A 25,941-nucleotide genomic window follows, 5' to 3' on the forward strand; every position below is an offset into this window, starting at 1 on the left:
ACCCCGCTCCAACGGTCGGCGCGGCCGTCCCGCGCCAAGTCCCTACCCCACCCATGCCCGGAACTGGAAGGAGTCGCCGTGCGCGCCCTGCCCGTCCGCGTGGACGCCGTACTCGTCCAAGCACTGATCGCCGCCGCGCTGTCCTTCGCTCACCTGCATGACCTGGCGCTGGCCGCCGGACAGGACGGCTGGAAGGCGTAGGCCTATCCGGTCTCCGTCGACCTGCTGTTGGTGGCGGCCTGGCGGCGGCTCCGCTCCGGTGAGGCGAAAGCGGCCGGGTGGTGCTGGTTCCTCGTCGCGCTGACCGCGTCCCTCGGTGCCAACGTCGCCACCGCCGGACTGCTCGACCTGGACGACGTACCGGCCTGGCTCCGCATCCTCGTAGCGGGCTGGCCCGCGGTCGCCTTCCTGGGCGGCACCCTGCTCGCCCACGGAGCACCGAAGCCGACCGAGGCTCCGGCGACGGCATCCAAACCGCCCTCGACGGTCGCAGCGCCGGAACCTACCGCCGCAGAAGCCGAACCGCCCCCGGCGGCGTCCGAACTGCCCGATGCCGAAACAGAGTCGGCTCCGGCCTCGCCTTCCCCAGTGCCGCCCGCCCTTGTCGCTCTCGCCCGGAAGGTCGCCGACGAACACCGCGCCCGGACCGGAACGCCCATCGACACTTCGACGCTTCGCGCACGGCTCGGCGTCCCGATGCCGCTCGCCGAAGCCATCGCCACCCAACTCACCTGATCCCGGAGGACTTTCACCCGTGCGCCCGTCCACGCTCCGCGCGCTCAAGCGCGCTGCCGAGCTGACCCGACAAAACCGCCTGACCGAAGCCGTGCTGATCGCCGAGCCGGTGATCCTCGCCGCCGACAGCTACGAGGGCGACGAGATCTTGCGCTGGCTTGCCAACCACGTCACCGACTTCACCGGCGAGACCGAAAAGGAGACCCCCTGATGCCCGCCAACCGCCGCTTCCGCCGCGTCGTCCGCATCGGCCCCGTGCAGGTCGGCACCTACTACGACGGCCGGGGCCGCGAGAAGCACACCGCCGCCTGCACCGCCCCGCGCTGCGGCTTCTCCACGGACTACGACAGCCGGGCCGCTGCCGAGCTGGCTGCCCGCACCCACCGTTGCCCCGCCCGCTGAGGAGGCCCCGTGACCGTCTCACTCCCGCTCGTCTTCGTCTTGGGCGTCATCGCCTGGGCCGCGATCAAGTTTCTCGGCGTCCGTCTCTGGGTCGCCGTCGTGATCGCTCTGTTCGGCTTCTGGCTCTCGCACACCTTCCTCGCCCCGGCCATCGAGTCCGGCACCCGCTCCGGGGTCGACGTCGTCAACGGCACCCACGAATGACACCCCGACCGACAAGGAGTCCCGCGATGTTCCGCCCCAAGCTGCCCGACACCCCGCACGTCCCGAGCATCACCACGCACATCCCGCAGGACCACGCCCCGGCCCCCTCCGCCGGCCGCCCGGTCACCCCGTTCGTGGGGGTCGGTGTCGGCGCAATCGCCGCCGTGGTTGTCGTCGGCGTCGTGCTCACCGCACTCCTGGCCGCCGTCGCCGTCTCGGCCGTCTCCGTGGCCATCGCCACCGTGGTCCTGCGCTCCCTCGTCAGCAGCACGAACAAGCGCTGACCGGCCGCCGGGGCGGCAACAACGCCGCCAAGCATCCCGCCGCCCCGGGGCCGTCCCTCCCAACCGCCGAAACAGCCGAAAGGAAGACTCATCATCACCCGGCAGACTCCGCCCCCGCTGGCGGAACTCTCCACACTGGCCTCCCTCGGCACCATGCCCGAGCTGGCCCGCCAACTCTCCACCCTGGGCGGCTGCACCCGCCCCGTACGCCTCGACGGCCACCGCACCGAACACGCCGTCGACACCACGACCGGCGAGATCGGCCGAGTCCTGCACCACCTCGACTCCACCGCCCTCCCCGCCGGTCAACTCCTCGTCCGCTGCAACAACCGCCGCGCCACCCGCTGCGCGGCCTGCGCCGAGACCTACCGCCGCGACACCTACCACCTGATCACCGCCGGACTGCGCGGCGGCAAGGGCACGCCCGAACAGGTCGCCGTCCACCCTCGCGTGTTCGCCACCTTCACGGCTCCCAGCTTCGGCCCGGTCCACAACCGCCCTTCCAGCGGACGGCCCTGCCGCTGCGGCGTCCGGCACGACGACACAGACCAGGTCCTCGGCACGCCCCTCGACCCGGACACCTACGACTACGAAGCAGCCGTGCTCTGGAACGCCCACGCTGGGGCCCTCTGGCGGCGCTTCTCCATCTACCTGCGCCGGGAGGTCGCCAAGCGCGCCGGTCTCACTCAGCGTGCCTTCCGCGACCATGCCCGGATCTCCTTCGCCAAGGTGGCCGAGTACCAGAAGCGAGGCGCCGTCCACTTCCACGCGGTCATCCGCCTCGACGGCCCCGAGGGCGGCGACACGGCTCCTCCTGCCTGGGCAACGGCCGAGCTGCTGACTGACGCCATTCGCGCCGCCACCACCGCCGCACGCGTCAGCGGACCGGAAGTCGACGGCCGAGCCCACACCTTCACGTTCGGTCGTCAGCTCGACGTCCGCCCGATCCGATCCGCCGACTTCGACGACGGCCAGGAGCTAACCGAGCGGGCCGTCGCCGCGTACATCGCCAAGTACGCCACCAAAGGCGCCGAAACAGCGACCGGCACCCTGGACCGGCCGATCCGCTTCCTCGCCGAGCTGGCCGGGGCCCGGATCACCGACCACGCCCGGCGAATGATCCGCACCGCCTGGACCCTCGGCGCGCGCCCCCAGCTGGCAGAGCTCCGGCTTCGCGCGTGGGCCCACATGCTCGGCTTCCGCGGCCACTTCTCCACCAAGTCCCGCCGCTACTCCACCACCCTCGGCGCCCTCCGCGACGCCCGCGCCGAATGGCGCCGCGCCCAAGCCACCCCGCCCACCCCGCAGGACGGCGAAACCACCCTCGTCCTCGCTCACTGGGTCTTCGCCGGAACCGGCCTGAGCACCGGTGAGGCCTGGCTCGCCGCATCCCTCGAACCCGCCCCCGGAACGGAAGGAGAACCGACCCCATGACCACGGTGGCCGTCACACGCAGGTGGCACACCACGGCCGAGGTCGCCGAGATGCTCGGCTTCGGCCTGTCCAAGACCAAAGCCCTCGTCCTGAGCGGCGAGATCCGTTCCGTAAAAGTGGGCCGCAACCGCCGCATCCTCCCGGAGTGGATCGACGAGTACGTGAACCGATGCGTCTCCGAGGCTGAGGAGTGGGCGGCATGAGCGGGAAGCGCGCCAACGGCGAGGGGTCCATCTACCCCTACAAGAACGGCTTCGCCGCCTACGTCTGGGTCACCACACCGGACGGTGACCGCAAGCGGAAGTACGTCTACGGCAAGACCCGCGAGGAAACCCACGAGAAGTGGATCAAGCTCCACGGTGAGGCCAGCAAGGGCCCGGTTCAGACCCGGCACCGCACGGTCGCGGCGTTCCTCTCGTACTGGCTTGAGTCCATCGTGAAGCCGAACCTCGCCCCGCTGTCGTACGTCTCGTACGAGGGCTCGGTACGGCTCTACATCGTCCCGCACCTGGGCGCGAAGCGGCTCGACAAGCTAACTGTCCGGGACGTACGGGAGTGGCTCACCAAGCTGGCCGGCATCTGCCAGTGCTGCGCGCAGGGCAAGGACGCCAAGCGGCCGAAGTCACGGCAGCGCTGCTGTGCTGTCGGAGAGTGCTGTGAGGCGTACCCGTCCCGTCGGGTGGTCCAGGCGGCGCGCGATGCTCTGCGGGCCGCGCTCACCCACGCCGTGACCGAGGAGGAGATCAGCAAGAACGTGGCCTCCCTGGTCAAGGTCCCCAAGCCTCGTCGCCGCCGGATCAAGCCCTGGTCCGTGGTCGAGGCGGGGCGTTTCCTCGCCGATTCCCTAACCCGTGAAGACCCGCTGTTCGCAGCCTGGGTGCTGGTGCTGTGCCTGGGACTACGTCGCGGTGAGGTCCTCGGGCTCACCTGGAAGTCGATCGATTTCGACACGGGTGAGCTGTACGTGGATCACCAGATCCAGCGGGCGGGCCGTCAGATCCTCCACCGGGAGACCAAGACCGAGGAGTCGGACGACTTCCTGCCGCTCCCTGAGTTCTGCCTCAAGGCGCTCCGAATGCGCCGGGCCCAGCAGACCGGCGACCGGAAGGCAGCCGGCAAGCTCTGGCAGGACACCCGCGGCCTGATCTTCACGACGAAGTACGGGACTCCGATCGAGCCGGGCAACCTCACCCGCATGTTCGCCCTGCGGGCCCGCCGCGCCGGCCTTCGCGTGATCCCGCTGCGGAACACCCGGCACACGTGCAGCTCGCTCCTGGTCGCGCTGAAGGTGCACCCGAAGGTGGCCCAACGCATCCTCCGGCATTCGCAGATCACCATGACGATGGAGGTCTACGCCGAGGCGAGTGAGGAGGAGGTGCGGTCCGCGCTAGGCAAGCTGTCCGCTGCGATGGGCGGCACCCATTCCGGCGGCTGACATCAGCCGTTGCTGTACTTCGCTGCTGTACTCCCCCGAAACGCCGAAGGCCCCGGAGAGATCCGGGGCCTTTGACCTGTGCGCACTCGGCAGGATTCGAACCTGCAACCTTCTGATCCGTAGTCAGATGCTCTATCCGTTAAGCTACGAGTGCTTGTCTTTGTTCTGTTTTCCCGCCGCTCCCGGCCCTTCCGGCCCGCTCGCGGCGACAGGAAGAACATTACATGACTGCCGCCGCCATGTGAAATCCGTTAGCCGTACCCCTTGTGACCTGCGGAAATGCACTCTGAGGGGGTGAAACGGCGAAGCCCCGGTCGGGGTGGACCGGGGCTTCGGTGATCGCGCGGAGGCGGAGGGATTTGAACCCTCGATGGGCTTTAAGACCCAAACCGCATTAGCAGTGTGCTGGGGTTCGTCCGGCCATGATCCGCTTCATCCGATGGCGACCCGTGTGCCCAGCTCAGCATGGGTAGTTGACCGATGGCGGCGGATGGCGTCCGAACGCGTCCGGCGCTCTTGGTGCCATCCGTGTGCCATCACCGTGCCGACAGCTCACGCCTTCCCGGAGCGCTCCGACGTGGGCGTACGGCGGGGCCGGCCTCCCTTGCGCGAGCGGCGTTCGGCGAGCTCGCGCTCCGCGGCGAGGAGGTCCGCCAGGTCCTCCTCAGTGCCATGCTCGCGCACCTGGGCACGCATGTGGTCCAGGAGGTCATTGGTGCGGTCGGTGCCGAGCTGCTCGCAGACGCGCCCGTACGCGTGCCAGAGCTGGTCAGGCACCCGGATCGGGTGCGGGGTGGTGTGCCGCTTCGGAGCGGCCCCCTGCTGCTCGGCCATCTGTCGCCCTCTCCCTTGCCCGTGTAGCGACACGGATTCTGCCATTTCCCGCACGACTTGTGTATCTACACGGTTTTAGCGGTACTGTGTAGATACACGGTTTGCGGCTCCGGAAACGGAGCGGCCCCGACCGGAGCTCTCACCTTCCGGTCGGGGCCTCACGGAACACCTGACACGACAGGAGAACCGCTGTGCTGAACCTTCTCACGGCCCCTCGCGCCGCCCGTACCGTGCGCGGCCTGCTCGGCACCGTCGCCGACGCGGTCCGCTCGGTCCTCGCCCCGGCCGCCCTCGTCCAGGAGCAGGAGCAGACCGCCGCGCCGGACCCGGCCGACGTCTACGCCCCGGAGGAGATGCCGGAGACCGGCGTCATCGAGGCCGCCGCCGCGGAGTACGACCGCGCCGCCGACCAGGCCCGCCGCGCCGACCGCGGCAAGCGCGCCGCCCGCAAGGTCCTCGACCGGCTCCCCGCTGGCCTCTACGGCGCGTGGATCGTCGAGCGCGTCACCTCCTCCCGACAGACCGCCGACCTCGACGCAATCCGGGAGATCTTCAAGGCGAACGGCCTCGGGCCCGTGCCCATGAAGACCTGCGCCCCCTCGCTCAAGATCCGCCGCGCCGAGACCGTCCCGGCCTCCGCCTCGGCCGATGCCCTGGAAGTGGCGGCATGACGTCGACCGCCCCAGCCCCGGCCGTCGACCGCCAGGCCGAGGACGCTCCGCGCCGCCTGATCGCGGCGGGCATCATCGCCCGCCGCCTTCAGGGCCGCACGCTGCGCCTCGCAGTCACGGCGGCCGGGGTCACCGGCAGCCTCCGCCGGGCGGGTGGCCGGTGAGCGCCGTCGACGAGCCGCTGTACGGCGTAGCCGCTCGCACCGTCCGTGACCAGCTCCCGGCCGCGCGCGTGGCCCGGCTGCACCGGCTGTGCGGCGAGGACTACGCCCGGGGCGCGGCCAACCGGCGCGACGGCCAGGACGACGCCGAGCTTCGCGCCCGCGCGGCCGAGGCCGCCGCCAGCCACTGACCGTCCCGGCCCGGTCCCGGAGGCCGGCGCATGCCGCCCGCCCCGGGGCCCGGGTCCGATCCCTCATCCTTCTCCGACTTCTCCGACCGAGGGAGACCAGTTCCATGCACGACCGCACCACCGAGCCCGCCGCCTGCCTGTCGGAGGCGGCCGAGCTCATCCGGGAGTTCAACCACGTATCGCGTCCCATCGGGCCCGGGTGGGAGTTCCCGGGCCACGCCTATGACGCCCTCGGCCCGCTCGCCCGCCTGGTGGGCATGCTGCCGCAGGCCATCGAGCAGGCCATCCGCCCCGTGCGCCACACGTACGAGCACGGCCGCGTGGCGGTCGACGGCGGAGGCGACCCCGACCAGGCCATGGCCCGGCTGCTCAACACCCTGGACAGGGCACGCGAGCACGCCGGACGCCTCGGCGCGGCGGTCAACGAGATGCACTCCGCCACGTCCCCGCTGGGCGTCGACCTGGAAGGCGTACCGGCCGACGAGGACAGCGATCAGGAGCACGACGAGGCCGCCGCCTGCGGGCGCTGCCGGAAGCCGTTCGACCCGACCGACACCCGGTTCGACGGGGCCGCCCAGTACGGCACCACCCCGTGGTGCCGGTCGTGCGTCGACAACTGCCACGAGGGCAGCGCGGAGCACGTCTGCGTGATCTGCGACCCGGCCCGCTACGGAGGTGCCCGGTGACCGAGCCGAACCGCCTCACCATCGGACAGGGCATCGTCCTCGGCCTCGCCACGCTGCCGATGATCGGCGCCGGTGTGGCCGGTGCCATCGGCACCTACTCCAACGTCGTCACCGAGTTCGGCCGCGCTGCGACCGCCGTGGGCGTCGTCGCCGCCGGCGAGGGCGTCACCCTCGTCCTCGCCCTGGTCATGCTCGTACTCACCATGCTCGGCCAGACGGCACCCGCCCCGGTCCGCCTCGGCCTGTGGGCGGCCCCGGTCGCCGCCGCCCTCACCGGGGTCGCCGTGGCGGACACCGCCACCGAGGCCGTCGTCTACGGCGTCACCCCACTCGCCATGTGCGCCTCCGCCGAGGGACTCGGCCTGCTCGCCCGCCGGGTCGTCGTCTACCGCACGGGCGTCGACACCGAGGCGCAGCGGCGCAACGCCGTGACGGTGCAGCGGCTCGCGTTCCACCAGGCCCGCGCTGCCAACCACCCAGACAAGGACGTACGCGCCCGCTCGTCGCGCGCATCATGGCGGCTCGTCAGCCGCGTCGGCGTCGGTGACGTGCAGCTCGGCGCCGACCTCGTCGAGGTGCAGCGCGAGCGGCTCCGGCAGGGCGCGGATGCGGCGCTGGCCGGGATGTACGCCGTTGCCTCCGCCCCGGCCGCCGGCGAGCGCCCGGCCGCGCCCGCGTACCAGTCGGCGCGCGAGGTCCTGCGCCGGAAGTTCGCCGAGATGGACCCGGCCGAGGCGATCCGGGTCGCCCATGATGCGCACCCGGATATGCCGCCGGCCGAACTCGCCTCACTGCTGATCACATACGGGGTCGTCGTCGACGCCCTCGCCGTCGCCCTGGTCCTCGGTACCCGACCCCCGGAGTACGAGGTGCATCGGGGTGATGCGGCTGATGCGCCGCAGGTCAACGGGCTGGAGCCGGTCACGCTGGAGGCCGCCGTCATCGAGGCCGCATCCATCCTCGGCCCGGACGCCAAAGCCCGCGAGATCGCCGAGTACGTGGCCCGTCACCGGCGCCTAGTCGTCACCGAGAACTACGTCCGCACCGCCCTGTCCCGCGCGGCCAAGAGACAGGGCGAGGACGACCCGGCCGAGCCCCCCGTACGGAAGATGGAAGGCGGATACGCGTGATGCGCTGGCTCCTCCTCGGCGCCGTCCTCGGCGTCCTGCTGCTCTGGCCCTCGCTGCTCGGGGTCGTCGTCACCGTCGCCGCGGCGGTCGCCTCTCAGCCCGTGGTCGTGGCGTTCGCGCTCGGCCTCGCCGTCCGCCCTCACCTGCGCAGGCCCCAGAGGTGGACGCCATGAGCGGCGAGACCTCCCGGGCATCCCGCGATGCGGTCGAGGCAGCCCACCAATCCGAGACGTACGCGGTCGTCCTCGCAGCCCTCCGCGCAGCGCAGCAGCCCGCACAGGGCAACGGCTGCGGATGCCACCACGGGCACCAGGCGGCCCGGCCGCGCCGGTCGACCGGCCAGGTCCTCGCCATCACGGCCGGCATCTGCGCCGCGTGCACGGCAGCCGCGGCGGTGTTCCTCGCCGTCGCCGTCACCGCGGTCGCGGTCAGTGGCTCGGCCCTGGTGTTCCTGTTCGTCATCCGCGAGCTACGCAAGGGCCGCTGACCGCCCGCCACAAACCCCACAACCCATGCCCCGGGGACAGCCTCCAGCCGCCAAGCACGGGCCGTCCCCGGGCTCCCGACTCCAGCAAGAGACAGGAAGCCCTCAGCATGACCGACATCGCTCACCGCCCCCTAATCGACGCTGGGGAGATCCCGGTTCCGCTCGTCAAGGACGGCGCTGAGGTCCCGTCCGTCGAGGATGTACAGGAGCCGCCGCGCCCTGTGGACAACCCCGACCTGCCCGCGCCGGGCGTCGTCGACTACCGGCGGCGGCCGATCATCGCGCCGTGGCTGACCAACCGCCGTGACCTCCTGGCCACCGTCGAGCGGGCCTCCGGGCGGGTGCTCTACGCGTCGCTCTACCACGGGCTCCGCGCGCCCTGGTACGGGATCCAGCTCACCGCCATGGCGCCACGCGGTGCCTGCCGGTTCGTCACCACCACGAACCGGTGGATGTGGGACCGCGAGGCCGCCCCGCTGCGGGACTGGGCCGTACGGCACGAGGACGTCGAGGAGTACATGCGCCTGGCCCGGCTGCGCGCCGGCCGGGTGCGGCTGCGTGGCCTGGTCGTCCTCGTCGCCGCGGTGTTCGGCGTCGGCTTCGCGCTGTGGCTGTACGTCATGGCGCCCGCGTTCCTGTACGCGTTCGCGTGCGGCGGCGTGCTCACCCTCGGCTGGCTCGGCCAGCAGCAAGACGCCCCGGTCATCGGCCCGGCCGTGCTGAAGACGGAGGTACAGCGGCTCACCAGCACGATCGTGCTGCGCGGCCTGGACTCCATCAGCAACGCGAAGATCTCCGCCGCCATCAAGAAGGGCGGCGACATGGACGGCCTCCGGTTCACCGCCGAGATCGCCCGCTCCGGCCCCGGCTATGAGGCGCACCTGGACCTGCCGTACGGCGTCGTCCCCGAAGACGTCATGGAGCGGCGCGAGGCCCTCGCCTCCGGCCTGCGCCGCAAGCTGGGCTGCGTGTGGCCGTCCGGCGACCCCAACGAGCACCAGGGCCGCATGATCCTCTACGTCGGCGACCGGCCGATGAACGAGACGAAGAAACCGGCGTGGCCGCTGCTGCACGACGGCACCGTGGACCTCTTCAAGCCGGTCGTGTTCGGCAACGACGAGCGGATGCGGAACATCACCGTGACCCTGATGTTCGCCTCCGTGGTCATCGGCTCCATCCCCCGCATGGGCAAGACGTTCCTGCTCCGGTTGCTGCTGCTCATCGCCGCCCTGGACCCGCGCGCCGCGCTGTACGCCTTCGACCTGAAGGGCACCGGCGACCTCGGCGCCCTGGAGCCCGTGTGCCACAGGTACCGGGCCGGGGAGGAAGATGAGGACGTCGAGTACATCCTTCACGCCCTGCGGGAGCTGAAGGAGGAGCTGCGCCGCCGGGCCAAAGTGATCAAGTCCCTGCCGCGCTCCATCTGCCCCGAGTCGAAGGTCACGCCCGCGCTGGCCAGTGACAGGCGGTACGGGCTGCACCCCATCGTGGTCGGCGCCGACGAGTGCCAGGTGTTGTTCGAGCACGAGACGTACGGGGCCGAGATCGAAGCCATCTGCACGGACATCACCAAGCGTGGCCCGGCCCTGGGCATCATCGGCATGTTCGCCACCCAGCGCCCCGACGCGAAGTCCCTTCCCCCGGGCATCAGCGCGAACGCGGTGCTCCGGTTCTGCCTGAAGGTCATGAATCACCAGGCGAACGACATGGTGCTGGGCACCGGCGCGTACAAGGCCGGCATCCGCGCCACCATGTTCAGCCGCTCCGACCTCGGTATCTGCTGGATGAGCGGCGAGGGCGACGACCCGCGCATCGTCGCCTCCGCGTTCGTCGACGCTCCCCGGGCCGAGCTGGTCGTCGCACGCGCCCGGACGCTGCGCGAGGAGTACGGCAACATCACCGGCCACGCCATCGGCGAGGGCCCCGAGGCGCGCACCGGCATGGACGTCCTCGGCGACGTCCTCGCGGTCATCCCGGCCGCCGAGGAGCGGGTGTGGTGCGAGCGGATCGCGGCCCGCCTCGGCGAGCGCTGGCCCGACGTCTACGGCGAATGGGGCGGCGCCCAGGTCACCAGCGCACTCAAGCCGTGGGGAGTCGAGACGGGGCAGGTGTGGGGCACGGACGACGACGGCGAGGGCCGCAACCGGCGCGGCATCACCCGCGCCGACGTTGCCGCCGCCGTCGCCCGCCGGGACGCCGACAGGGCCGCCGCCCGGCCCTAGAACGGCCGCTAGACCTAGCGCCCGCCCCTGCTAGGTCTAGCACCCCCGCTAGCAGCGAAACCGGTCCCTGACCAGGTACCTAGCGTCTAGCAGGGTCCGGCCCCAGGGGGCAGGAAACCGCCCGGAACGAGGAGATGAGATCCCGTGCTGACCGCTATGGCCACCGTCCTCGTCGGCCTGCTCGGCTACGTCGCGTTGTGCGCAGCCCGGCCGTTCGCCCTCTGCCGCAAGTGCGCCGGCACCGGCAAGACCGAGCGCTTCGGCAAGGCCCGGACGTGCCCGCGCTGCCGCGGGAAGAAGTACCGGCTGCGCGTCGGCCGACGCCTCCACAACGCGTGGCACCGTACCCGTCAGGCTGGCACCCGCTGATCCGCCCGGTTCTGGCACGGGTACGACAACAGCCTCCGAGACGGTGTGTGTTCCGTGTCGGGGGCTGTTGGCTGTCCGCGCCTACCCGCTCAGTTAGCCGTAGCCGACCTGGAGCGCAGCATCCGTCTTGTCACAGGAAGGTCACTAGCCCAGTGGGCCGTAGCGGGGACTGCGAGCCTGCCGTCATGGCAGACGACACGTTCCTCCAACTCCTCGGCGAGATCACCGTGGAGTCGTCCGTGGTGGAGTATTCCGCCGCGTACTACGTCAGCTATGCCCGCCACCGCAGCGATAAGGAGGTAGCCGAGATCCTCATTCGGCCTGGAGGTGCCCGTACAGCCCTGCGCAAGTACATGCAGGAGTGCCAGAAGGCCGGTGACATAAGCACCGAGTACCACGCCAGGCTCGTCGAGATGGAGAGCCGCATGTCTGCCGCGCTCCTGGAGCGACACCGCTTGGTGCACGCCGTCGAAGTGCTGCGCATGGCTCCAGGACTGCCCGACCCCGAGAAGGTCTTGTGGCACCCCAAGACAAACATCAACTTGCGTGTGACAGAGGACGACCTGCGCCGCATCATCTCTGAGCTGCGGCACGTCTCCGGATTGTTCATCCGCGGACGGATCAACGCCGCGCCCCTGCGGGGGCCGGAAAGTTCATGAGACCGTCTGCTGCGGCTGAGTGAGCTGATCGCTTCCGGAACGACGATGGCCCCCGAGACGACATGTGTTCAGTCTCGGGGTCCGTCGCCGACCACGTCCGCTCTGGGCTCCCCGGCATAGACCGCCCGTCAGTCCACGTCTTCGACACGGAGAAGCAGCAGATCGAAGGCCGGGCCGTCGGGTGTGTTCCTGTACTCGCCCGCATACGCGTAGCCGAGCCGCGCGTAGAGGTCCTGACCGCGCTGGTTGGACGGCAGTGCGAGCAGTGAGGACCACTTCGGATTGATGGCCTGGAGCAGCGCGGTGTGCAGCCGTGTGCCGATGCCCTGGGACTGCCAGGGTGGGCGCACGGCCAGTTCGCACAGCCCCATCAGGCGCTCCGTGCGGGCGCCCTCGGGGACCTGGTCGACCAGGCCGGGGCCGAACCAGTAGTCGGCGGAGCAGGGGAAGGCGTAGCCGAAGCCGACAGGAGTGCCGCCCGCGTACGCGACGACGAGGGTGAAGCCGGGGTGCTTGAGGTGGCCTTCGACCTGGCGGCGCAGGGCGGGCACGGACAGGCTGAGTGCCTCCGCGTTCGGGTTGTCGACGAGTTCGGGGTGGGCGTCGGCCCAGATGTCGGCGAGCACGTCGAGCATCGGCGGCACCTTGCCGGGCCCGTAGGTGCGGATCACCACGTTGGTACGCGTGCTCGGGGTGGTCACCGTCTCCTCCTCAGCTGACACCGGTCTTGGTGCGGTACTCCTCCAGCCAGTCAGCAACCGCCGGGACGGCGGCGTGCCGCTGAAGCGCGCTCTCGACGTTGTGCAGTTGCTTCAACAGCCGGTCCGAGCGCACCTCGGGGAGGTAGGCCAGGACGCGGCTGGCGGCCTCTGCCGCGGCTTCCGGCTCGGGCCGTTCCCTCACCGCATGCTGGATGGCGATGTCCGCGGTGTACAGGGCGCGGTTGCGCGCGAAGGCGTCGCCGTGAAGCAACACGGCCTGCTCCGCTCCGGCTGCGGCCCGTTCGTGCTGGTCGAGGTCGGCCCGCGCGAGGGCTTCGAGTCCGGCCAGTTCGGCGGGCGTGTAGAACTCCAGCCAAGCGGGGTCCGCGTCGGTCGGCCCCTTGGCGTAGAGGCGGTGGGCGCGCACGATCGCCTGATCCGTGGCGCTGGCGTCGCCGAGCAGGGCCCAGCCGCCGGCCTCCCGCATCGCCATGAGGGAGAGCATCCGCGCCGAGCCGTACGACTTCACTACCGTCTGTGCGCCCTGGGCTGCGGAGATGGCCTCGCGGGGGCGGCCCGATGCCTTGGCCAGTAGAGAGAGGCAGCCGAAGGCGTGCCCTTCGAGGGCCGGGTCGTCGGCGATCCGGGCGGCGGCCAGCGCTTCGTTGTAGAGGCTGCGGGCGTCGGCCGGGCGGCCGGAGTCGTACGACAGCCACCCGGCTGCGATCGACAGATGGCCGGTCGCCGACCGCAGCCGCTTGCCGGTCCGCTCCGTGTACGTCCCCTCTTGGAGCCACTGGTAGGCGGTGTGCAGCGCCTCGGAGGCAGCGCGGCGCAGGGCGGCGGAGCCGTGGTCGTGGTCGTGTGCGTAGATCTGGCTGACGGCTCGGTCGACGGCCCGCACGTCGCCGACCCCGATCCGGCCCGGCGGGTTCTCCCTGGTGGCCCCAAGCGGGATGAGCGACAGGGCAGCGCCCGCGCCGTCCATCACGAAGGCACGGCGGTCCACTCCCTGCTCCTGTTCTGGCACGTCCGCCACGGATGCCGGCGCGACCGGCCGCGCCGGGCTGCTGAGGCGGAACCCCAACTCACCCATGGTGCGCCCGGTCAGCCGGGTGAGCACACGCCGGTACACAGCACGCGGAAGCTGAACATCCCTGTCCTCCCATGCCGCCACCAGGCGCGGCGTACAGGCGACTGTCTCGCCCATCTCCTCGCCCGTCGTCACGATGAGCTTCGCGAACTCCTGGCGGGACATCTGGAACTCGTTCTCGCGCACCGCGCGTAACACGGCGTTGGGGATCTTGCGGCGGTCAGCCATACCGGCTCCGGGCAGCATCCGATGTGACGGGACGGGTACGGGGGACCGTACCGTCCCCACCTTGTTCGTGCCCCGGCGTCGGCAGAGATCACGCCACCAACGGCCCGTTCTTTCATCGTTCTTACATCGCTCCGGCGTCGCAGCCGCTCCCACGATGCTGCTTGCGTGGACGGTGACGAGATGACTCACCAACTCGGCGCGACGGGGAGTTGTCTGGTTACCGGCTGCCCTCCCTTCAGCGGGCGGCTGTTGACAGCTCAGCCCGCCCATCGAACGCGAGCACCACCGAGGGACGCGACGATGACCATGACCGCTGCACACGTAGGGCCACAGCGCTATCAGGAGCGCTATCCGGCGAAGCTGGAGGCCGCACGGCAGGCGCGACGGGATATAGCTCTGGCGCTGGAGACCTGGGGGCTCCCTCAGCTGGTGGACGTCGCGGAGCAGGTCGTCACAGAGCTGGTGGCGAACGCGGTTGAGCACACGGACGCGGACACTGTTGGTGCTTCGATCACCCGGACCGGCGAGGAGTCCGCGCGGATCGTCGTGACGGACACGTCCCGCACCAGACCCGTCCCGGGCACGCTATCCCCGGATGCCGAGCACGGACGTGGGCTCCTCCTCGTCGGCGCCCTCGCCCACGACTGGGGCAGTGAGCTGGTGCACGGCGGGAAACGCGTGTGGGCCGAGCTGCGCGCGGACGGCGGGCAGTGAGCGGGCCCGCCATGGCCGAGCTGCCGCGCGTCGACCAGCTCAGCCCGCGCCAGCAGATGGCCATCGACTACGCGCGCTGCGCCCGCCAGTTGGGGTTGGCCGGCCGTGTGTGGGGCGATGCGCGCCACCGCGGCCGGTTGTTCCGGCTGTGGATCTGCCCGCCCTGCGCCGACCGCATACCGCAGGCGGCGCCCCTTGAGCCGCCGCCTGGTGCCGGAGACCGAGCGCCCGGCACCGGGCGGTGAACAACCCCGCTCCGCTCCCACACAGCAGGCTCCCCACCGGGGGTGGAGCGGGTCCGCAAGAACCTCGTCGGCGCCCTCGGGCGCGGGCGGGGAGGAGTTCAGTCCGAGCAACAGCAACGACAGGAGGCATGTATGCCCACGGCAGCACTCGTCCCGTTCGGTGCCCGCGCCGAGCGCACCCCGTACACCGTGACCCTGGAGGCGGGCTCGTTCGCGTACGACCCCGCCCGGCAGGTCAACGTCCTGACCGACGGCTCCGGCGATCTGTGGAGCCGGTCCACGTCGCTCGCCGGGAGCTGCACGAACACGAACTGGGACAGCAAGAACGACGACACGGCCGACCCGTACCTGATGCGGTGACACAGCACCTGTCCGGCGGCCCGGTGCTGGTCGTCACCAAGGAACTGGACCCCGCGGCGGACCTGGTGGTCGACGAGCTGGCGACCCGGCACGTGCCGGTGATGCGGTTCGACATGGGGGGCTTCCCCCGGACGATGACCCTATCCGTCGAGCACGCTGCAGCACCCTGGGTGGGGGTCCTGGCTGACGAGTATCGCTCCGTGCGGCTGGAGGAGGTGAGGGCCGTCTACTACAGGCGGCCCCGCCTTCCCACCGTCTCCGAGCAACTGGAGGAGCCTCACCGCACGTGGGCCAACGAACAGGCCCTGGCCGGCCTCCTCGGCACGCTGTACGCGCTGCCGGTGAGCTGGGTGAACCGGCCCGAGGTGGACGGCATGGCCTCCCACAAGCCGGGACAGCTCCCGGTGGCGGCGGCCCACGGGCTCCGTACGCCCCGCTCGCTGATCACCACGGACCCGGAGGCGGCGCGGAAGTTCTGCCACCAGGTGGGCGGCCGGGTGATCTGCAAGCCGCTCATGGGCGGCCCGCTGGAGTACCCGGACGGCCGCCGCACCGGGGTCCCGACTCACCTGGTGGACCCTGACGCCATCGACGACTCCGTATCCCTGACGGCGCACCTGTTCCAGGAGTGGATCACCAAGAGCCACGAGGTGCGGCTGACCGTCGTGGGGACGGAGATGTTCGCCGCCGAGATCCACGCGGGCAGCGACGCGGCCCGGGTGGACTGGCGCAGCGACTACGACGCACTCAGCTACGACGTGGGCAAAGTGCCGGACGACGTACGGGCGGGCGTGCTGGGCTGGATGGAGCACTTCCGGCTCAACTTCGGCGCGTTCGACTTCGCTGTCACCCCGGCCGGCGACTGGGTGATGTTCGAGTGCAACCCGTCCGGAGAGTGGTCCTGGATCCAGAACCGCACGGGCCTGCCCATCGCCGCGCACATCGCCGACCTACTCGCCAAGGGACGACCATGACCAGGCACACCGAAGAGCGCGCCGAGCAGCTGCGCGCGGGGCTCGCTGACGGCCTGGAGGCCAGCGGCCAACTCACCGATCCGACATGGCGCAAGGTGTTCGAGACCGTTCCGCGCCACCCGTTCGTGCCGGAGTTCTGGACCCTGGCGGGCGAGGGGCCGCGACGGGTGACGTCCGCTGATCCGGACTGGCTTGACCTGGTGTACACGGATGACGCGCTGGCGACGCAGCTCACCGACCGCGTGGCCACCTCGTCCTCGACGGCCCCGGGCCTGATGCTCGCCATGCTCCAAGCGCTCGACGTCGCCGACGGTCACCGGGTGCTGGAGATCGCGACCGGCACCGGCTACAACGCGGCGCTGCTGTCGGAGCGGCTGGGCAGTCACCAGGTCGTCACCGTCGAGGTTGACCCGGTGCTGGCGCGGCTGGCGGATTCCCGGCTGCGGCGCAGCGGATACACCCCGCTCGTCCATGCCGGGGACGGCCGCGAGGGATACCCGGGCCGGGCCCCGTACGACCGGCTCATTGCCACCTGTGGCTTCAGCACGGTCCCGGCCGCGTGGCTGGAGCAGGTGCGGCCCGCCGGCCTGATCGTGTGCCCGCTCGGCTGGGGGACGGTGCGCCTGGTCGTGGCCGATGACGGCCGCGCCGAGGGCCGGTTCCTTCCCGCCCCCTCCCACTTCATGACCGTGCGCGACGCCGGCACTACCGGCACTCCGGCCCACCCCGGCAGGCCGGAGGCGACGAGCGGCAGACTCACCGGCCTGGACCTGGCCGCCGTCGCCGAGGACGAGGCGTTCCGGTTCGTGCTATCCCTCGTCGCCCCCGACACCGCGTTCGCCTTCGAGCGCGCCGAGGACGGCAGCGTGACGGCCGTGGAGCTGTGGGCCGCTGACGGCGCCTGGGCACGCACGGAGGACGGCAAGGCACGGCAAGCCGGGCCCCGGCTGCTGTGGGACGCGGTGGAGGCCGCACACGAGCTCTACGTCGAGCACGACCGGCCCGGCCGCGAACGCTTCGGCGTGACCGTGACCGACCAGGGACAGCGCACCTGGCTGGACACGCCGGCTCGCCCGGTGCCTGTCGCCGCCAAAACGGCCTGAGCCCGTACCTCCCCATGCGAGGCTCCGCGCGACCTCCCGGGCGTTGCGCGGAGCCTCGTCCAATCCGGATTCGATAGTGAGGACTCCATGACCTACGCAACCCGTCTGGACGTCGCTGACGCCTCCCTGGCCGTCACCTCCTACAGCGCGGACGTCACCGCCTGGTCGCGCCGCTACTTCGGGCCGTGGTGGAACGCTGCGGAGGCATCGCCGGAGAGCGTCTGCACCTCCCCGGTGGTCGCGGCCAACGTTGACTTTCACCAGTACGAGCGCCTGCACCTGGAGGTGATCGGTTCCCCTCACACGAGCACCACGTACGCCAGGACCCAACTCCTTGTGGCCCGTAACGAGACAGAGGGCGCCGTCACGGCCGTCTCTAAGTGGCCGATGCTCGCCTACCAGTCCGAGCCCGCCGCCGGCCGCCTGACGCTCTACGGGTGGGACACCGAACCTGTCGCGACCGCTGCCGCTCGCCTGGCGCGGGAGATGATGCGCGGGCTGTTGCTGCGTTGCGGCTGGTCGGTCCTCCACGCCTCCGCCGTCTCGCTCGGCGGCCGGGTGATCCTCACGTTCGGGTCCAAGGGGGCGGGCAAGACCACCACCGCCCTGACCCTGGCCGCCCGTCACGGCTGGGAACTGCTCGCCAACGACCGCGTGTTCGTCCGCGTCAACGCGGCCGGGGGCGTTGACGTACTGCCGTGCCCCGCAGCCGCCGCCGTCAGTCTGGGCCTCCTGGACGCCCTCGGCTGGTACGACCTGGCACGCGAGCGCCTGGAGGCCGGTGAGTCCCTGCACCCCACTCAGGACCAGCGCGTGACGGACGCGCTTATGGACGGTCGGCGCGAGCCACTGTGGGACGGCGAGCGGGAGCTGAAGGCGCAGGTCTTCCCCGACCAGTTCCCGACGTGGTTCAACGTGGGGCTGTCCACCGGCGGGCAGGCGGCCGTGCTGCTGTTCCCTCGCATCGAGGCCGGCGCCACCCCGGCCGAGGAGGAGGACGGCCGCACGCTGAGGGAAGGCGACTTCATGGGCGGGCAGACCGAGGACCGTTACCCCGACGTGTTCGGCCTGCTCGGTGTCGACGGCGGCGGCACCGCCGACGCCCGCGCGGCGGTCGCCGAGCACCTGGCCGAGCTGCCCCATCACTCCGTCGTCCTCGGCCGTGACATGGCTGCGAACGCCGACTTCCTACTCAAGTTCGCCGCCGGATAAGGCCCAAGCGCACGGCGGAGGACCAACGCGCCGGGACAGTAGGCCGACCGAACAGCTGATAAGAGATCGCGCTACGGTGCGGCCATGCAGGCAGGGGACTGGGCAACCTGGGTGGGGTCGGCGGCAGCCACCGTTGCAGCCGTGGCATCTGTAGCGGTGTGGTGGCGGAGTCGGGACTCCGTCCGATGGGACATCGAGCTCAAGGACCACGGCAGATCGCTGGTGCGCAACTCTGGCGGAGCGACCGCCAAGGATGTTCATGTACGTGCTGGGTCAGCCGCAGATGAGTCTGATGTCGACGCGGAAGAGCGGGCGTCATCGGTTGCTCACGGCGAGGTGGTCCGGATCTTGGTCACCCCCACCTACGGATCGGCGAAGGACTATGCGGTCGTCGTCACCTGGCGGGGACCATTCGGCCGACGGGAGCAGTGGACGTACTCCGTTTACTGAGCCACCCGGCCGTGCCAGCACGGTGCCAACGGCCAGGAAAACAGCAGGTCAAGGGCTGCAAATCGCAGCCCATATGCGGTTACACCCTTGCCTCTCGGCCGCTGCGGACGGATGGGCTCGCGTATGCGGAGCCATCGCCTGACACTTCGCTCTTGATCATTGCGGGTGTGGGATTCCGGGTTATAAAATAACGCCCATGCTCACACCAGAGGACGCCTCGTTCATCACGGCCGCAGTGGAGGGTCTCGCCTCACCTCTTCACGCCGCTTTCGACGCCGGCTACACCAACGCACACGCACACTACGACGACATGGGTATGACGGGCGACGGCTACTCCAAGGGCCGCACCGACCTGACCCGCGACCACGCGCGCCGGCACTTGGAACTCCAGCACGAGGAGGGGGCCGACCTCGGCGGGTGGCAGCCGATCAAATCTGCCAGCGGACGCCTCCACCTCCAGCACGGCATGATGAGCATGCGCGTCCTGCACGCCACCCCGTTCGACCTCGTCCCTGCGCCTGGGCGCAACAAGGCCCGGATCAGCTTCTATCGGAACCAGACCATCGACCTGTTCGGCGTACATGCCAGCAACCTGCTGGGCATCTGGCTGAGTCCTCCCGAAGAGGGAGGCGAGATCTCGATCCGGATCGTGCGCCCGATCGGTGAGTGGAAGCCAGGGCGCCCCCCGAAGTTCGACCTCGACCTCGTACTCCCCCGCGACACCGAGACCTTCACGGGCTGGGAGTTCATCCCAGACGACCAGGGCCTGGAACTTCCCTTCGAGTTCGACGAAGACCTGCGCGAAGAGGGCGAAGGCAATGGCGCGTGACCCTGCGGAGCGCATCCGAACTCTCAGGCTCCTCATGGGGCTGACCCAGGGGGAGCTGGCCGAAGCCGCAGGGGTGTCGCAGCCGCTGATCTCGCAGATGCAGAAGGGGACCCGGGCAGTCACCGACGACGTGCTGCAGCGCATCGCTGCCGCCACGGGGACCCCTCTGTCCTTCTTCTACGTCGATCCCACGGACCTGCCGACCGACACACTGCTCTTCCGGAAGAAGGCCAGCACCTCGGTCAAGGAGGTGAACCGGGTCGAAGCCACGGTCCGCGAGGCGTACCGCGTCGCAGCGCGCCTGCTCACCGAGACGCGCGTGCGGCGCGCGACCCTGCCTCGTGCCGAAGGCGACCTGTCGGTTGACGACATCGAGGACCTGGCCGCCGAGACCCGTGACGCCCTGGGAATCGCGCGCGACGGAGTCATCGGGCACGTGATCCGGGCCTGCGAGCGCGCCGGCATCCCCGTCGTGCCGCTCGTCCTGGTCGACGGCGAGGGACACGGCGAAGACATCGTCGTCGGCCATTCTGGTGTCTCCTGCTGGCGCGGCCCGGCCGAGCCATCGCTGATCAGCTACTTCTCCGCAGGGAGCGGGGACCGTCAGCGCTTCACCACCGGGCACGAACTCGGACACCTCGTCCTGCATCCCGCCCGCCGCGCGAACCTCACGCCAAAGGAGGCCGAGAGCGAGGCACACCGATTCGCCGGCGCCTTCCTGATGCCGCGCGATCGGGCCCGGGAAGCGTTCGACGGACCGCTCATGCTCCGCGACCTGGCCGAACTCAAGAAGCGTTGGGGTATCTCCATCCAGGCCCTCATCAACCGCGCCTGTGACGTGGGGCGCATCGACCACGACCGGAAGGAAAGCCTCTACAAGCAGCTCAGCGCCCGCGGCTGGCGCACGAACGAACCTGTGACCGTGCACCCGGAGCAGCCAGCCCTGATGCGGGCGATGCTTGCCCGCCGCTACGGCGAGCCTCCCTCGCTACTTCAGTCGTCCGAAGACCTCGGACTGCACCCCGTCCTGATGCGCTCCCTGGCGCCCGATGTCGCGGGCAACCCCGCACCGAAGAGGACCGACAACGTCATCAGCCTCGGTGACCGGATCCAGAAACGCCCGAGCCTGCAAGCCCTGTGACGTGCCGTCACACGGTGTTGACGCGTGACGTCGGCGGTCCCGCAGCGCCGGTAAGGTACGGACGCCCGGCCCTCCCGCCCGCAGCCTCCCGACGGGGGTCCTGCTCCGCATATGGCTGGAGGGCCGTGGCATCGGTGCGCATCCTCTGCGCTCCGCTCCTGCTGCCCGGTCTGGACGAACGAACCGACCTACAGGCAGTAGCCGTTCAGTCCGCCCATGAGGAGATCGAGCGCGTCACCGCCGGGGTTGTCCTCGTGCCGCTGCGCCTGGAGCGCCTTCTCCATCGAGGACGTCAGCAGGTCGGCGGCGGCCACGGCCCCGCGCTCGCCTCGCTCCACCGTGCGGGCCAGGCGAACCGATAGCTCCCGGAGCACGACCGCCTTCGGCGCAGTCAGGTCGTCCAGCAATGCGTGCACGGCGGCGACGAGGGCGCCGTCCGGCTGCCCTCCGCTCACCTCCTCGCCATCGGCCACGGCCGCACTCAGCACGTCGGCCGCCGTGGCCGCGAGGGACGTACCCCGCCGCTGCGCCATCTCCGTCAGCCGGGCATGAACCAACGGGGAGATGCGGGTGGAGAGGGGCTTAGAGGGCATAGCAGGGCCTCCAGGGGCGTTCGCACGTCGTTTCCAGTGTTGCCGTGAGGTGTATGCAGCCCCGTCGGCCCTGACCTGCGCTGATGCGTCTCGGTACAGAACCGCCGGGCGCGATCTTTGTCATTGTTCGTAAGCGAAATGGTTACTTCTGTAACCCTCAGCGACCGCCCGGGACGTCAACGAAAATCAACGTTCGTTCAACGTCCGTGCAACGGCGGTCATGGCTCGTACGGGTCGGCGTCGTCCTCGTCGGCGGCGGCCGCGGCGATGGCCTCCAGGTCCTCCAGGGGCACGGCGAGGTCGTGCTCCAGGTCCACGGTGAGCGTCACGGCGTCCAGGTCGACGAGCGGGAGGTCGGCCAGGGCTGCCGGGGGCGTTCGTTGGCGCGGTGGACGTCGTGGGCGTGGTCTCCGCTGAGGTGGTGGCTCCAGCGGTGGGAGGGCGGCGAGGGCGTCGCGCAGCTCCTCGGGGGCGGTCCCCTCGCGGAGGAGGAGACGGGCGCCGGCCTCCGCCATGGCGTGGACGCGCTCCGGGCTGGTGTGCAGGGAGCGGGCGAGGCGCCGGTACCCGTGCCCGGCGGCGGCGAGCTGCGCGACGGCGCGGAGCATGTCCAGGAAGGCGCCCGCCTGGACCAGGTGCTCCCGGAGCCGCTGCGGGGGGGAGGGGCACGGTCGTGGCTCGGTGGTCATCGCTCGCCGTCCTCCTGGTCCTCGTCGGCGTCGCGGGTCAGGCAGCGGTCGCACAGGCGGAGCAGGATCTCCAGCCGGACCGCGCGGGCCGCGGTGATGCCGGGCCGGGCGAAGGTGTCGCCGTCGCACATGCAGCACCACGGCATGGTCAGCAGGTCGCCCATGTGGGCGGCGCCGCACGCTGCGCACCAGTGGCCGGCCTCCGGGGCGAGGGCGGAGGCGTACAGGGCGCCGGGGTGTCCGCAGCTCCCGGCGGCCCGGGCTTGGTCCGCGACGGAGACGGCGAACCGGCGGACGGCGGTACCGAGGAGGACGGCGTAAGCGCGGTCATCGGACACGGCGGCCCGCCTGGTGCGCGCGGGCGGCGGCGATCAGGGCCTCCGCCGTGGTGTCCGACCGTAGCCAGTCCTCGGCCGCCACGGCGAACGCTTCGGCCTGCGCCTCCCGGTGGGCGTCCCCGTTCAGCGAGCGCCACCAGGCGGTGGCCGTCACCGTGGACAACTTGGCCAGCTCGTCACCGATGTGCGCCAGCTCGTGCCGCAGCACCCGCTCCGTGTGGTGGGCGTTCCCGCACTTCGCGGGGTCCACGGCGATGGACGCCCACACCGCGCCGTCGTCGCCCTGGTGGAAGCTGGTGTGTCCTCCGTGGCCCACGGTCTCGCCCTGGCGGACGTCGAGGGACCGGAGCGGCCCGGCGGACACGAGGGAGGCGGTCAGCCGCAGCCACGACCGGGCTCCGGGGAGCCGTGAGTCGACGTACGCCCAACGCCAGGACCCATCCGCGACGAACCGCATGGCGCCGGGCGGGGCGAGCGGGGGACGGCGGGCGGCGGCCTCGGCTGCGCGCTGCGCCCGGACCGCGCCGACGTTCAGCGTCCGGGGCCGGGGTGCCGGCGCCGGGACGGTCGGGGCGGCCGAGCTGGCGGCGGCCGGGGCCGAGCTGGCCGCTGCGAGGCGGGCGCGGGCCTCGGTGAGGTCGAGCGTGCGGCCGGGCGGGATCACCACCGGTGCGACCCATCCCGGGTCCATTCTGGCGATGATCTCGGCTTGCACCTGGTCCTCGAGGTGCCGTCGCGCGTACCCCTTCGCGCGGGCGAGGAACGCGTCACGGGCATTGGGCATCGGTCGGTCCTTCCGTAGGTGTGGGAATCGCTGTGCGGGCCGTACGCGGCCGATCTTGTGGCGCGGCGGGTGACGGGCCGTCACGGGCCGCATACGGCGGGCAGACGGACCCGCACGGGCCCGTGCGGGTGGCCGGGATCATGACGCCCGCCGAGCACCGCGTAGGGCGGCCACGACCTCGGCTTTCCGTGTGGCCGGGTTGGAGGCCGGCGGTATGGGTGAGGCCGTAGCGCAGCCGACGCAGATCGTGCGTCCGTGGACGAGGCTGCGCAGGCTGCCGCATCTCGTGCACGGTGTACGGGGCTTGGGCGCCGTCGGTGAGTCGGGCGGGGTCAGATCTCGTACGCGGGCGACCAGGACGGCGGCGAAGTCCCGTACACCGCCCGGGCGGGAGGTCAGCTTGCGGCGGAGCCGGTCGTCGAGGGCCCACCCGGTGGCGTCGCAGCGCTCCAGCAGCTCGGGCGCCAGGCGGTGAGCGCTGATGGGACCGAGTGCCCACGGCTGGGGGAGGCTCTGGAGGAATGCGGCGGCGGCCTCGTGGCGGGACGGGTCGGGCAGGCCGGGGTCAGGGGACGGGGCAGGCATGCGGTGGCCCTCACGTGTCGCGACGCCGCCGCGGCCCACAACCAGACCGGCGAGCGCTTCTTGCCCCGGCCCTGAACCAGCGGGCTGCCGCACGGCCGGGCGCCCGGCCGACCGGTCTCGTCCGTCCCGGCCGAGGCCGAGCACGGCACTCCGCCGGACGAGGAGCGGCCGGGCCGCCCTGACTGTGCTGTGACGCATTGTCACCTCCTGCTCGATCGGCCGGTCAGAACGGTGCGGGCCCCTGGGGGGCGGCCGGTTCCTGCGCGTAGTCCGCCATCCATGGATGCGCGGCCAGCAACTCCGCACGGATCCGGGCGTCTTCCTCGGCTGCTGCCTGTGCGTCCGCCGGGTCGATGTCCTCGACGGCCGGGGCCGTCGCGCCGGCGGCCTCGGTTGCGCGGCGAGCTCGGCGGCGCTGTGCCTCGTGCTCCAGTTCCTCCGCCTCTCGGCGGTCGGTCTCCTCGCGCTCCTGGCGGTCGGTCTCATCGGCGGCCGGGCCGGAAGCGAAGCGGCTGTTGGCGCGCTCGATCTCCGCGCGGCACGGCTTGCACAGCAGGTCTGCCGGGATCTCGCCCGGGAACGGCCGCTCGCACACGTCGCACGTGGGGGCGGCAGCCCGGCCCTTGCTGGCGGGCGGGGTGTTCCCGGCGAGGCGGTCGGCCAGCCGCTTTGCCTTCCGCTCCATGCAGGCCCGACAGTCCGCGCCAGTGTCGATCAGCGTCCCGTCCTCGCACGCCGGGTCGGGGCAATAGCGGGACGGGATGATCAGCTCCAGGGCCGCGCCGATGGCGGAGCGCAGCTCACCGTCATGGATGGCGGGCTCGTACCCGTAGGCGACCCACCGGCGGGCAATCCGCTCGCGAAGTTGCTCCAGGGTGCGCGACTCCAGGGCTTCCAGGACGGCCGCGCGGTTCCGGGTCGGGATGTGCCCGTACGGCAGCTCACGGACCAGCAGCGGCGGCAGCAGGACCTCCACGGCACGCACTGCGGCAGCCTGCTCCCGGGTCGGTTTCCCGGCCTCGCCGTCCCGCTGGACCGGCACGCCGGACGCCTTGCTCTTCCCCGTCGACGTGCCCGCTTTGCCCGCCGCGGCGGAGCCGCTCGCAGCCTCACGCGCGCCACTACCTGAGGTTGAAGTGCTACGCACGCCACGGGCGCTACGCGCCGAAGGCGCATCGTCTGTCTCGAAAGAAGGCTCTTGAACACCGGCTTTAGATAGGGCGTCACCCATGACGTCACCGGACACGTCACCGGTGACGCCACCGGTAGCGTCACCCATGACGTCACCCCCCTCGTTTGCCGAGTTCTCAGGGGTGGCGTCGCCGGTGACGCCACCCTCCGTCTTCGACTTCTTCCGGCGGGCCCGCTCCTTGCGCCGCTGCTCCTCACGCTTGGCCTGCTGGACGCGCACTTTCTCGTCGTAGGCGGCCTGCCATCCGGCCAGGTCGAAGGCCGGCGCGTGCTCCTGCATCCACGCGGCGACGTCGAAGCCCGGGATGGTGCGCCCGTACCGGGCGACAAGCTGAGGCGGGGTGTCCCCCGGCGGCGGGACACCGTGGATCAGCCACGCATCAAAGATCATGTACAGGTTGGCGTCGTTCTCGTCCTCCTTGCCCTCCACCTTCCGGCGGACGATCCGGATGAGGCCGATCTCCTTCTCCAGGTACGCCGCGGCTCGGTCGACGGTCTGCTTCGAGCAGTCGAGGCAGTCAGCGAGGACTGAGCGGTACGGGTAGCCCTGGCCGGTGTCACGTGAGCTGACGTCCGCGAAGGACACGAGCAGGTCGTACAGCGGCTTGGCCTTGCCCTTGTTCAGCTCGGCGTCCGGGTCCCGGGTGATGCAGACGGCGAACATGCCGAACCGGAGGCCGGTGGAGCCGGGGCGGCTCACGCTCGGACGGTGCGTGTTTGAAGGGCGTCGGGTCATCGGGCACCCCCTCCGCGCGGGAGCTGGGTGCGGGAACAGCCACGGCGGCCGGGACGAACCCCGGCCGCCGA

At 71.1% G+C, this 25,941-nt stretch carries 34 protein-coding genes, 1 tRNA gene and 1 pseudogene; 26 read left to right on the forward strand and 10 right to left on the reverse strand.

From position 1 onward, the window contains the following. Positions 1–78: 78 nt before the first annotated feature. The 8 genes and pseudogenes from StrepF001_RS14855 (at position 79) to StrepF001_RS14890 (ending at position 4,494) form a co-directional block, all read left to right on the forward strand. Positions 79–735: pseudogene (locus StrepF001_RS14855) on the forward strand (DUF2637 domain-containing protein). A gap of 19 nt (positions 736–754) precedes the next feature. Beyond that, positions 755–946, forward strand: a complete 192-nt coding sequence (locus tag StrepF001_RS14860; RefSeq protein WP_129798709.1) for a hypothetical protein — start codon at positions 755–757, stop codon at positions 944–946. Then, a complete protein-coding gene (locus StrepF001_RS14865) occupies positions 946–1,137 on the forward strand; it encodes a mobile element transfer protein (RefSeq protein WP_129798710.1) in 192 nt (63 codons plus the stop codon). The genes StrepF001_RS14860 and StrepF001_RS14865 overlap by 1 nt, the downstream gene beginning before the upstream one ends. Positions 1,138–1,146: 9 nt before the next feature. Beyond that, positions 1,147–1,341: a hypothetical protein gene (locus StrepF001_RS14870; RefSeq protein WP_023588145.1), complete on the forward strand. Its 195-nt coding sequence runs from the start codon at positions 1,147–1,149 to the stop codon at positions 1,339–1,341. Between the two features lie 26 nt (positions 1,342–1,367). Then, positions 1,368–1,625 (forward strand): SpdD protein, encoded by a 258-nt coding sequence (locus StrepF001_RS14875; RefSeq protein WP_129798711.1) that lies wholly within the window; start codon positions 1,368–1,370, stop codon positions 1,623–1,625. 153 nt (positions 1,626–1,778) lie between these two features. Then, positions 1,779–3,059, forward strand: a complete 1,281-nt coding sequence (locus tag StrepF001_RS14880; protein WP_129798712.1) for a replication initiator — start codon at positions 1,779–1,781, stop codon at positions 3,057–3,059. After that, on the forward strand, positions 3,056–3,262 hold the full coding sequence (locus StrepF001_RS14885; RefSeq protein ID WP_129798713.1) for a helix-turn-helix domain-containing protein: 207 nt from the start codon (positions 3,056–3,058) through the stop codon (positions 3,260–3,262). Before StrepF001_RS14880 ends, StrepF001_RS14885 begins: the two co-directional genes overlap by 4 nt. Further along, the gene (locus StrepF001_RS14890; protein WP_206306860.1) at positions 3,250–4,494 is read left to right on the forward strand and encodes a site-specific integrase; all 1,245 of its coding nucleotides are present in this window, start codon (positions 3,250–3,252) and stop codon (positions 4,492–4,494) included. The genes StrepF001_RS14885 and StrepF001_RS14890 overlap by 13 nt, the downstream gene beginning before the upstream one ends. A gap of 81 nt (positions 4,495–4,575) precedes the next feature. On the opposite strand, the gene StrepF001_RS14895 is transcribed toward StrepF001_RS14890, so the two are convergent. Further along, positions 4,576–4,648, reverse strand: a tRNA-Arg gene (locus StrepF001_RS14895). Between the two features lie 398 nt (positions 4,649–5,046). Beyond that, positions 5,047–5,328 (reverse strand): hypothetical protein, encoded by a 282-nt coding sequence (locus StrepF001_RS14900; RefSeq protein WP_129798715.1) that lies wholly within the window; start codon positions 5,326–5,328, stop codon positions 5,047–5,049. A 191-nt stretch (positions 5,329–5,519) separates the two neighbouring features. Between StrepF001_RS14900 and StrepF001_RS14905 the strand changes: the two genes are divergently transcribed. From StrepF001_RS14905 to StrepF001_RS14945, 10 genes are all read left to right on the forward strand, one after another. After that, the gene (locus tag StrepF001_RS14905; RefSeq protein ID WP_129798716.1) at positions 5,520–5,999 is read left to right on the forward strand and encodes a hypothetical protein; all 480 of its coding nucleotides are present in this window, start codon (positions 5,520–5,522) and stop codon (positions 5,997–5,999) included. Beyond that, positions 5,996–6,163, forward strand: coding sequence for a hypothetical protein (locus StrepF001_RS45610; protein WP_165396275.1), 168 nt, complete (start codon positions 5,996–5,998; stop codon positions 6,161–6,163). The genes StrepF001_RS14905 and StrepF001_RS45610 overlap by 4 nt, the downstream gene beginning before the upstream one ends. Further along, on the forward strand, positions 6,160–6,351 hold the full coding sequence (locus StrepF001_RS14910; protein ID WP_129798717.1) for a hypothetical protein: 192 nt from the start codon (positions 6,160–6,162) through the stop codon (positions 6,349–6,351). Before StrepF001_RS45610 ends, StrepF001_RS14910 begins: the two co-directional genes overlap by 4 nt. A gap of 104 nt (positions 6,352–6,455) precedes the next feature. Then, complete coding sequence (locus tag StrepF001_RS46440; protein WP_206306861.1) at positions 6,456–7,037, forward strand: hypothetical protein; 582 nt, start codon at positions 6,456–6,458, stop codon at positions 7,035–7,037. After that, positions 7,034–8,167: a hypothetical protein gene (locus tag StrepF001_RS14920; protein WP_129798718.1), complete on the forward strand. Its 1,134-nt coding sequence runs from the start codon at positions 7,034–7,036 to the stop codon at positions 8,165–8,167. Before StrepF001_RS46440 ends, StrepF001_RS14920 begins: the two co-directional genes overlap by 4 nt. Next, a complete protein-coding gene (locus tag StrepF001_RS14925) occupies positions 8,164–8,340 on the forward strand; it encodes a hypothetical protein (protein WP_129799110.1) in 177 nt (58 codons plus the stop codon). Before StrepF001_RS14920 ends, StrepF001_RS14925 begins: the two co-directional genes overlap by 4 nt. After that, positions 8,337–8,654, forward strand: a complete 318-nt coding sequence (locus StrepF001_RS14930; protein ID WP_129798719.1) for a hypothetical protein — start codon at positions 8,337–8,339, stop codon at positions 8,652–8,654. The genes StrepF001_RS14925 and StrepF001_RS14930 overlap by 4 nt, the downstream gene beginning before the upstream one ends. A 107-nt stretch (positions 8,655–8,761) precedes the next feature. Next, positions 8,762–10,876 (forward strand): FtsK/SpoIIIE domain-containing protein, encoded by a 2,115-nt coding sequence (locus StrepF001_RS14935; protein WP_129798720.1) that lies wholly within the window; start codon positions 8,762–8,764, stop codon positions 10,874–10,876. 144 nt (positions 10,877–11,020) lie between these two features. Next, positions 11,021–11,245 carry a hypothetical protein gene (locus StrepF001_RS14940; protein WP_240797509.1) on the forward strand — a complete coding sequence of 75 codons (225 nt, stop codon included), beginning with the start codon at positions 11,021–11,023 and terminating at the stop codon, positions 11,243–11,245. A 185-nt stretch (positions 11,246–11,430) separates the two neighbouring features. Then, positions 11,431–11,904, forward strand: coding sequence for a hypothetical protein (locus StrepF001_RS14945; RefSeq protein WP_129798721.1), 474 nt, complete (start codon positions 11,431–11,433; stop codon positions 11,902–11,904). A 128-nt stretch (positions 11,905–12,032) separates the two neighbouring features. Here the strand turns inward: StrepF001_RS14945 and StrepF001_RS14950 are convergent, their stop codons facing one another. Beyond that, on the reverse strand, positions 12,033–12,605 hold the full coding sequence (locus StrepF001_RS14950; protein WP_129798722.1) for an N-acetyltransferase: 573 nt from the start codon (positions 12,603–12,605) through the stop codon (positions 12,033–12,035). Positions 12,606–12,615: 10 nt separating this feature from the next. Then, positions 12,616–13,926, reverse strand: coding sequence for a hypothetical protein (locus StrepF001_RS14955; RefSeq protein ID WP_129798723.1), 1,311 nt, complete (start codon positions 13,924–13,926; stop codon positions 12,616–12,618). Between the two features lie 306 nt (positions 13,927–14,232). Here StrepF001_RS14955 and StrepF001_RS14960 point away from each other — a divergent pair, with 306 nt between their 5' ends. The 8 genes from StrepF001_RS14960 to StrepF001_RS14995 all read left to right on the forward strand — a co-directional run bounded on the left by StrepF001_RS14960 (position 14,233) and on the right by StrepF001_RS14995 (position 20,954). Further along, positions 14,233–14,640: an ATP-binding protein gene (locus StrepF001_RS14960; RefSeq protein WP_129798724.1), complete on the forward strand. Its 408-nt coding sequence runs from the start codon at positions 14,233–14,235 to the stop codon at positions 14,638–14,640. Further along, positions 14,637–14,885 carry a hypothetical protein gene (locus tag StrepF001_RS14965; protein WP_129798725.1) on the forward strand — a complete coding sequence of 83 codons (249 nt, stop codon included), beginning with the start codon at positions 14,637–14,639 and terminating at the stop codon, positions 14,883–14,885. Before StrepF001_RS14960 ends, StrepF001_RS14965 begins: the two co-directional genes overlap by 4 nt. A 132-nt stretch (positions 14,886–15,017) precedes the next feature. After that, positions 15,018–15,245: a putative ATP-grasp-modified RiPP gene (gene tgmA / locus StrepF001_RS14970; RefSeq protein WP_129798726.1), complete on the forward strand. Its 228-nt coding sequence runs from the start codon at positions 15,018–15,020 to the stop codon at positions 15,243–15,245. Beyond that, entirely contained in the window at positions 15,242–16,219 is a 978-nt protein-coding gene (tgmB, locus tag StrepF001_RS14975) for an ATP-grasp ribosomal peptide maturase (protein ID WP_240797510.1), read from the forward strand. Before tgmA ends, tgmB begins: the two co-directional genes overlap by 4 nt. Next, positions 16,216–17,322: a methyltransferase domain-containing protein gene (locus StrepF001_RS14980; RefSeq protein WP_129798727.1), complete on the forward strand. Its 1,107-nt coding sequence runs from the start codon at positions 16,216–16,218 to the stop codon at positions 17,320–17,322. Before tgmB ends, StrepF001_RS14980 begins: the two co-directional genes overlap by 4 nt. Before the next feature lie 87 nt (positions 17,323–17,409). Continuing rightward, positions 17,410–18,534 carry a hypothetical protein gene (locus StrepF001_RS14985; RefSeq protein WP_129798728.1) on the forward strand — a complete coding sequence of 375 codons (1,125 nt, stop codon included), beginning with the start codon at positions 17,410–17,412 and terminating at the stop codon, positions 18,532–18,534. Positions 18,535–19,180: 646 nt separating this feature from the next. Next, positions 19,181–19,813 (forward strand): hypothetical protein, encoded by a 633-nt coding sequence (locus StrepF001_RS14990; RefSeq protein ID WP_129798729.1) that lies wholly within the window; start codon positions 19,181–19,183, stop codon positions 19,811–19,813. Then, positions 19,803–20,954, forward strand: a complete 1,152-nt coding sequence (locus StrepF001_RS14995) for an XRE family transcriptional regulator (protein WP_129798730.1) — start codon at positions 19,803–19,805, stop codon at positions 20,952–20,954. Before StrepF001_RS14990 ends, StrepF001_RS14995 begins: the two co-directional genes overlap by 11 nt. Before the next feature lie 188 nt (positions 20,955–21,142). Here StrepF001_RS14995 and StrepF001_RS15000 read toward each other — a convergent pair whose 3' ends face one another. The 6 genes from StrepF001_RS15000 to StrepF001_RS15020 form a co-directional block, all read right to left on the reverse strand. Further along, entirely contained in the window at positions 21,143–21,547 is a 405-nt protein-coding gene (locus tag StrepF001_RS15000; RefSeq protein ID WP_129798731.1) for a hypothetical protein, read from the reverse strand. 218 nt (positions 21,548–21,765) lie between these two features. Continuing rightward, positions 21,766–22,236, reverse strand: a complete 471-nt coding sequence (locus StrepF001_RS45615; protein WP_165396277.1) for a hypothetical protein — start codon at positions 22,234–22,236, stop codon at positions 21,766–21,768. Next, positions 22,233–22,574, reverse strand: coding sequence for a hypothetical protein (locus tag StrepF001_RS15005; protein WP_129798732.1), 342 nt, complete (start codon positions 22,572–22,574; stop codon positions 22,233–22,235). Before StrepF001_RS15005 ends, StrepF001_RS45615 begins: the two co-directional genes overlap by 4 nt. Then, on the reverse strand, positions 22,564–23,358 hold the full coding sequence (locus StrepF001_RS15010) for a hypothetical protein (protein ID WP_129798733.1): 795 nt from the start codon (positions 23,356–23,358) through the stop codon (positions 22,564–22,566). Before StrepF001_RS15010 ends, StrepF001_RS15005 begins: the two co-directional genes overlap by 11 nt. A gap of 138 nt (positions 23,359–23,496) precedes the next feature. Beyond that, the gene (locus StrepF001_RS15015) at positions 23,497–23,943 is read right to left on the reverse strand and encodes a hypothetical protein (protein ID WP_129798734.1); all 447 of its coding nucleotides are present in this window, start codon (positions 23,941–23,943) and stop codon (positions 23,497–23,499) included. A gap of 223 nt (positions 23,944–24,166) precedes the next feature. Next, a complete protein-coding gene (locus tag StrepF001_RS15020; protein ID WP_129798735.1) occupies positions 24,167–25,834 on the reverse strand; it encodes a hypothetical protein in 1,668 nt (555 codons plus the stop codon). Between the last annotated feature and the right edge of the window lie 107 nt (positions 25,835–25,941).

It is taken from the genome of Streptomyces sp. F001 (assembly GCF_004187715.1).
Classification (GTDB): Bacteria; Actinomycetota; Actinomycetes; order Streptomycetales; family Streptomycetaceae; genus Streptomyces; species Streptomyces flavusporus.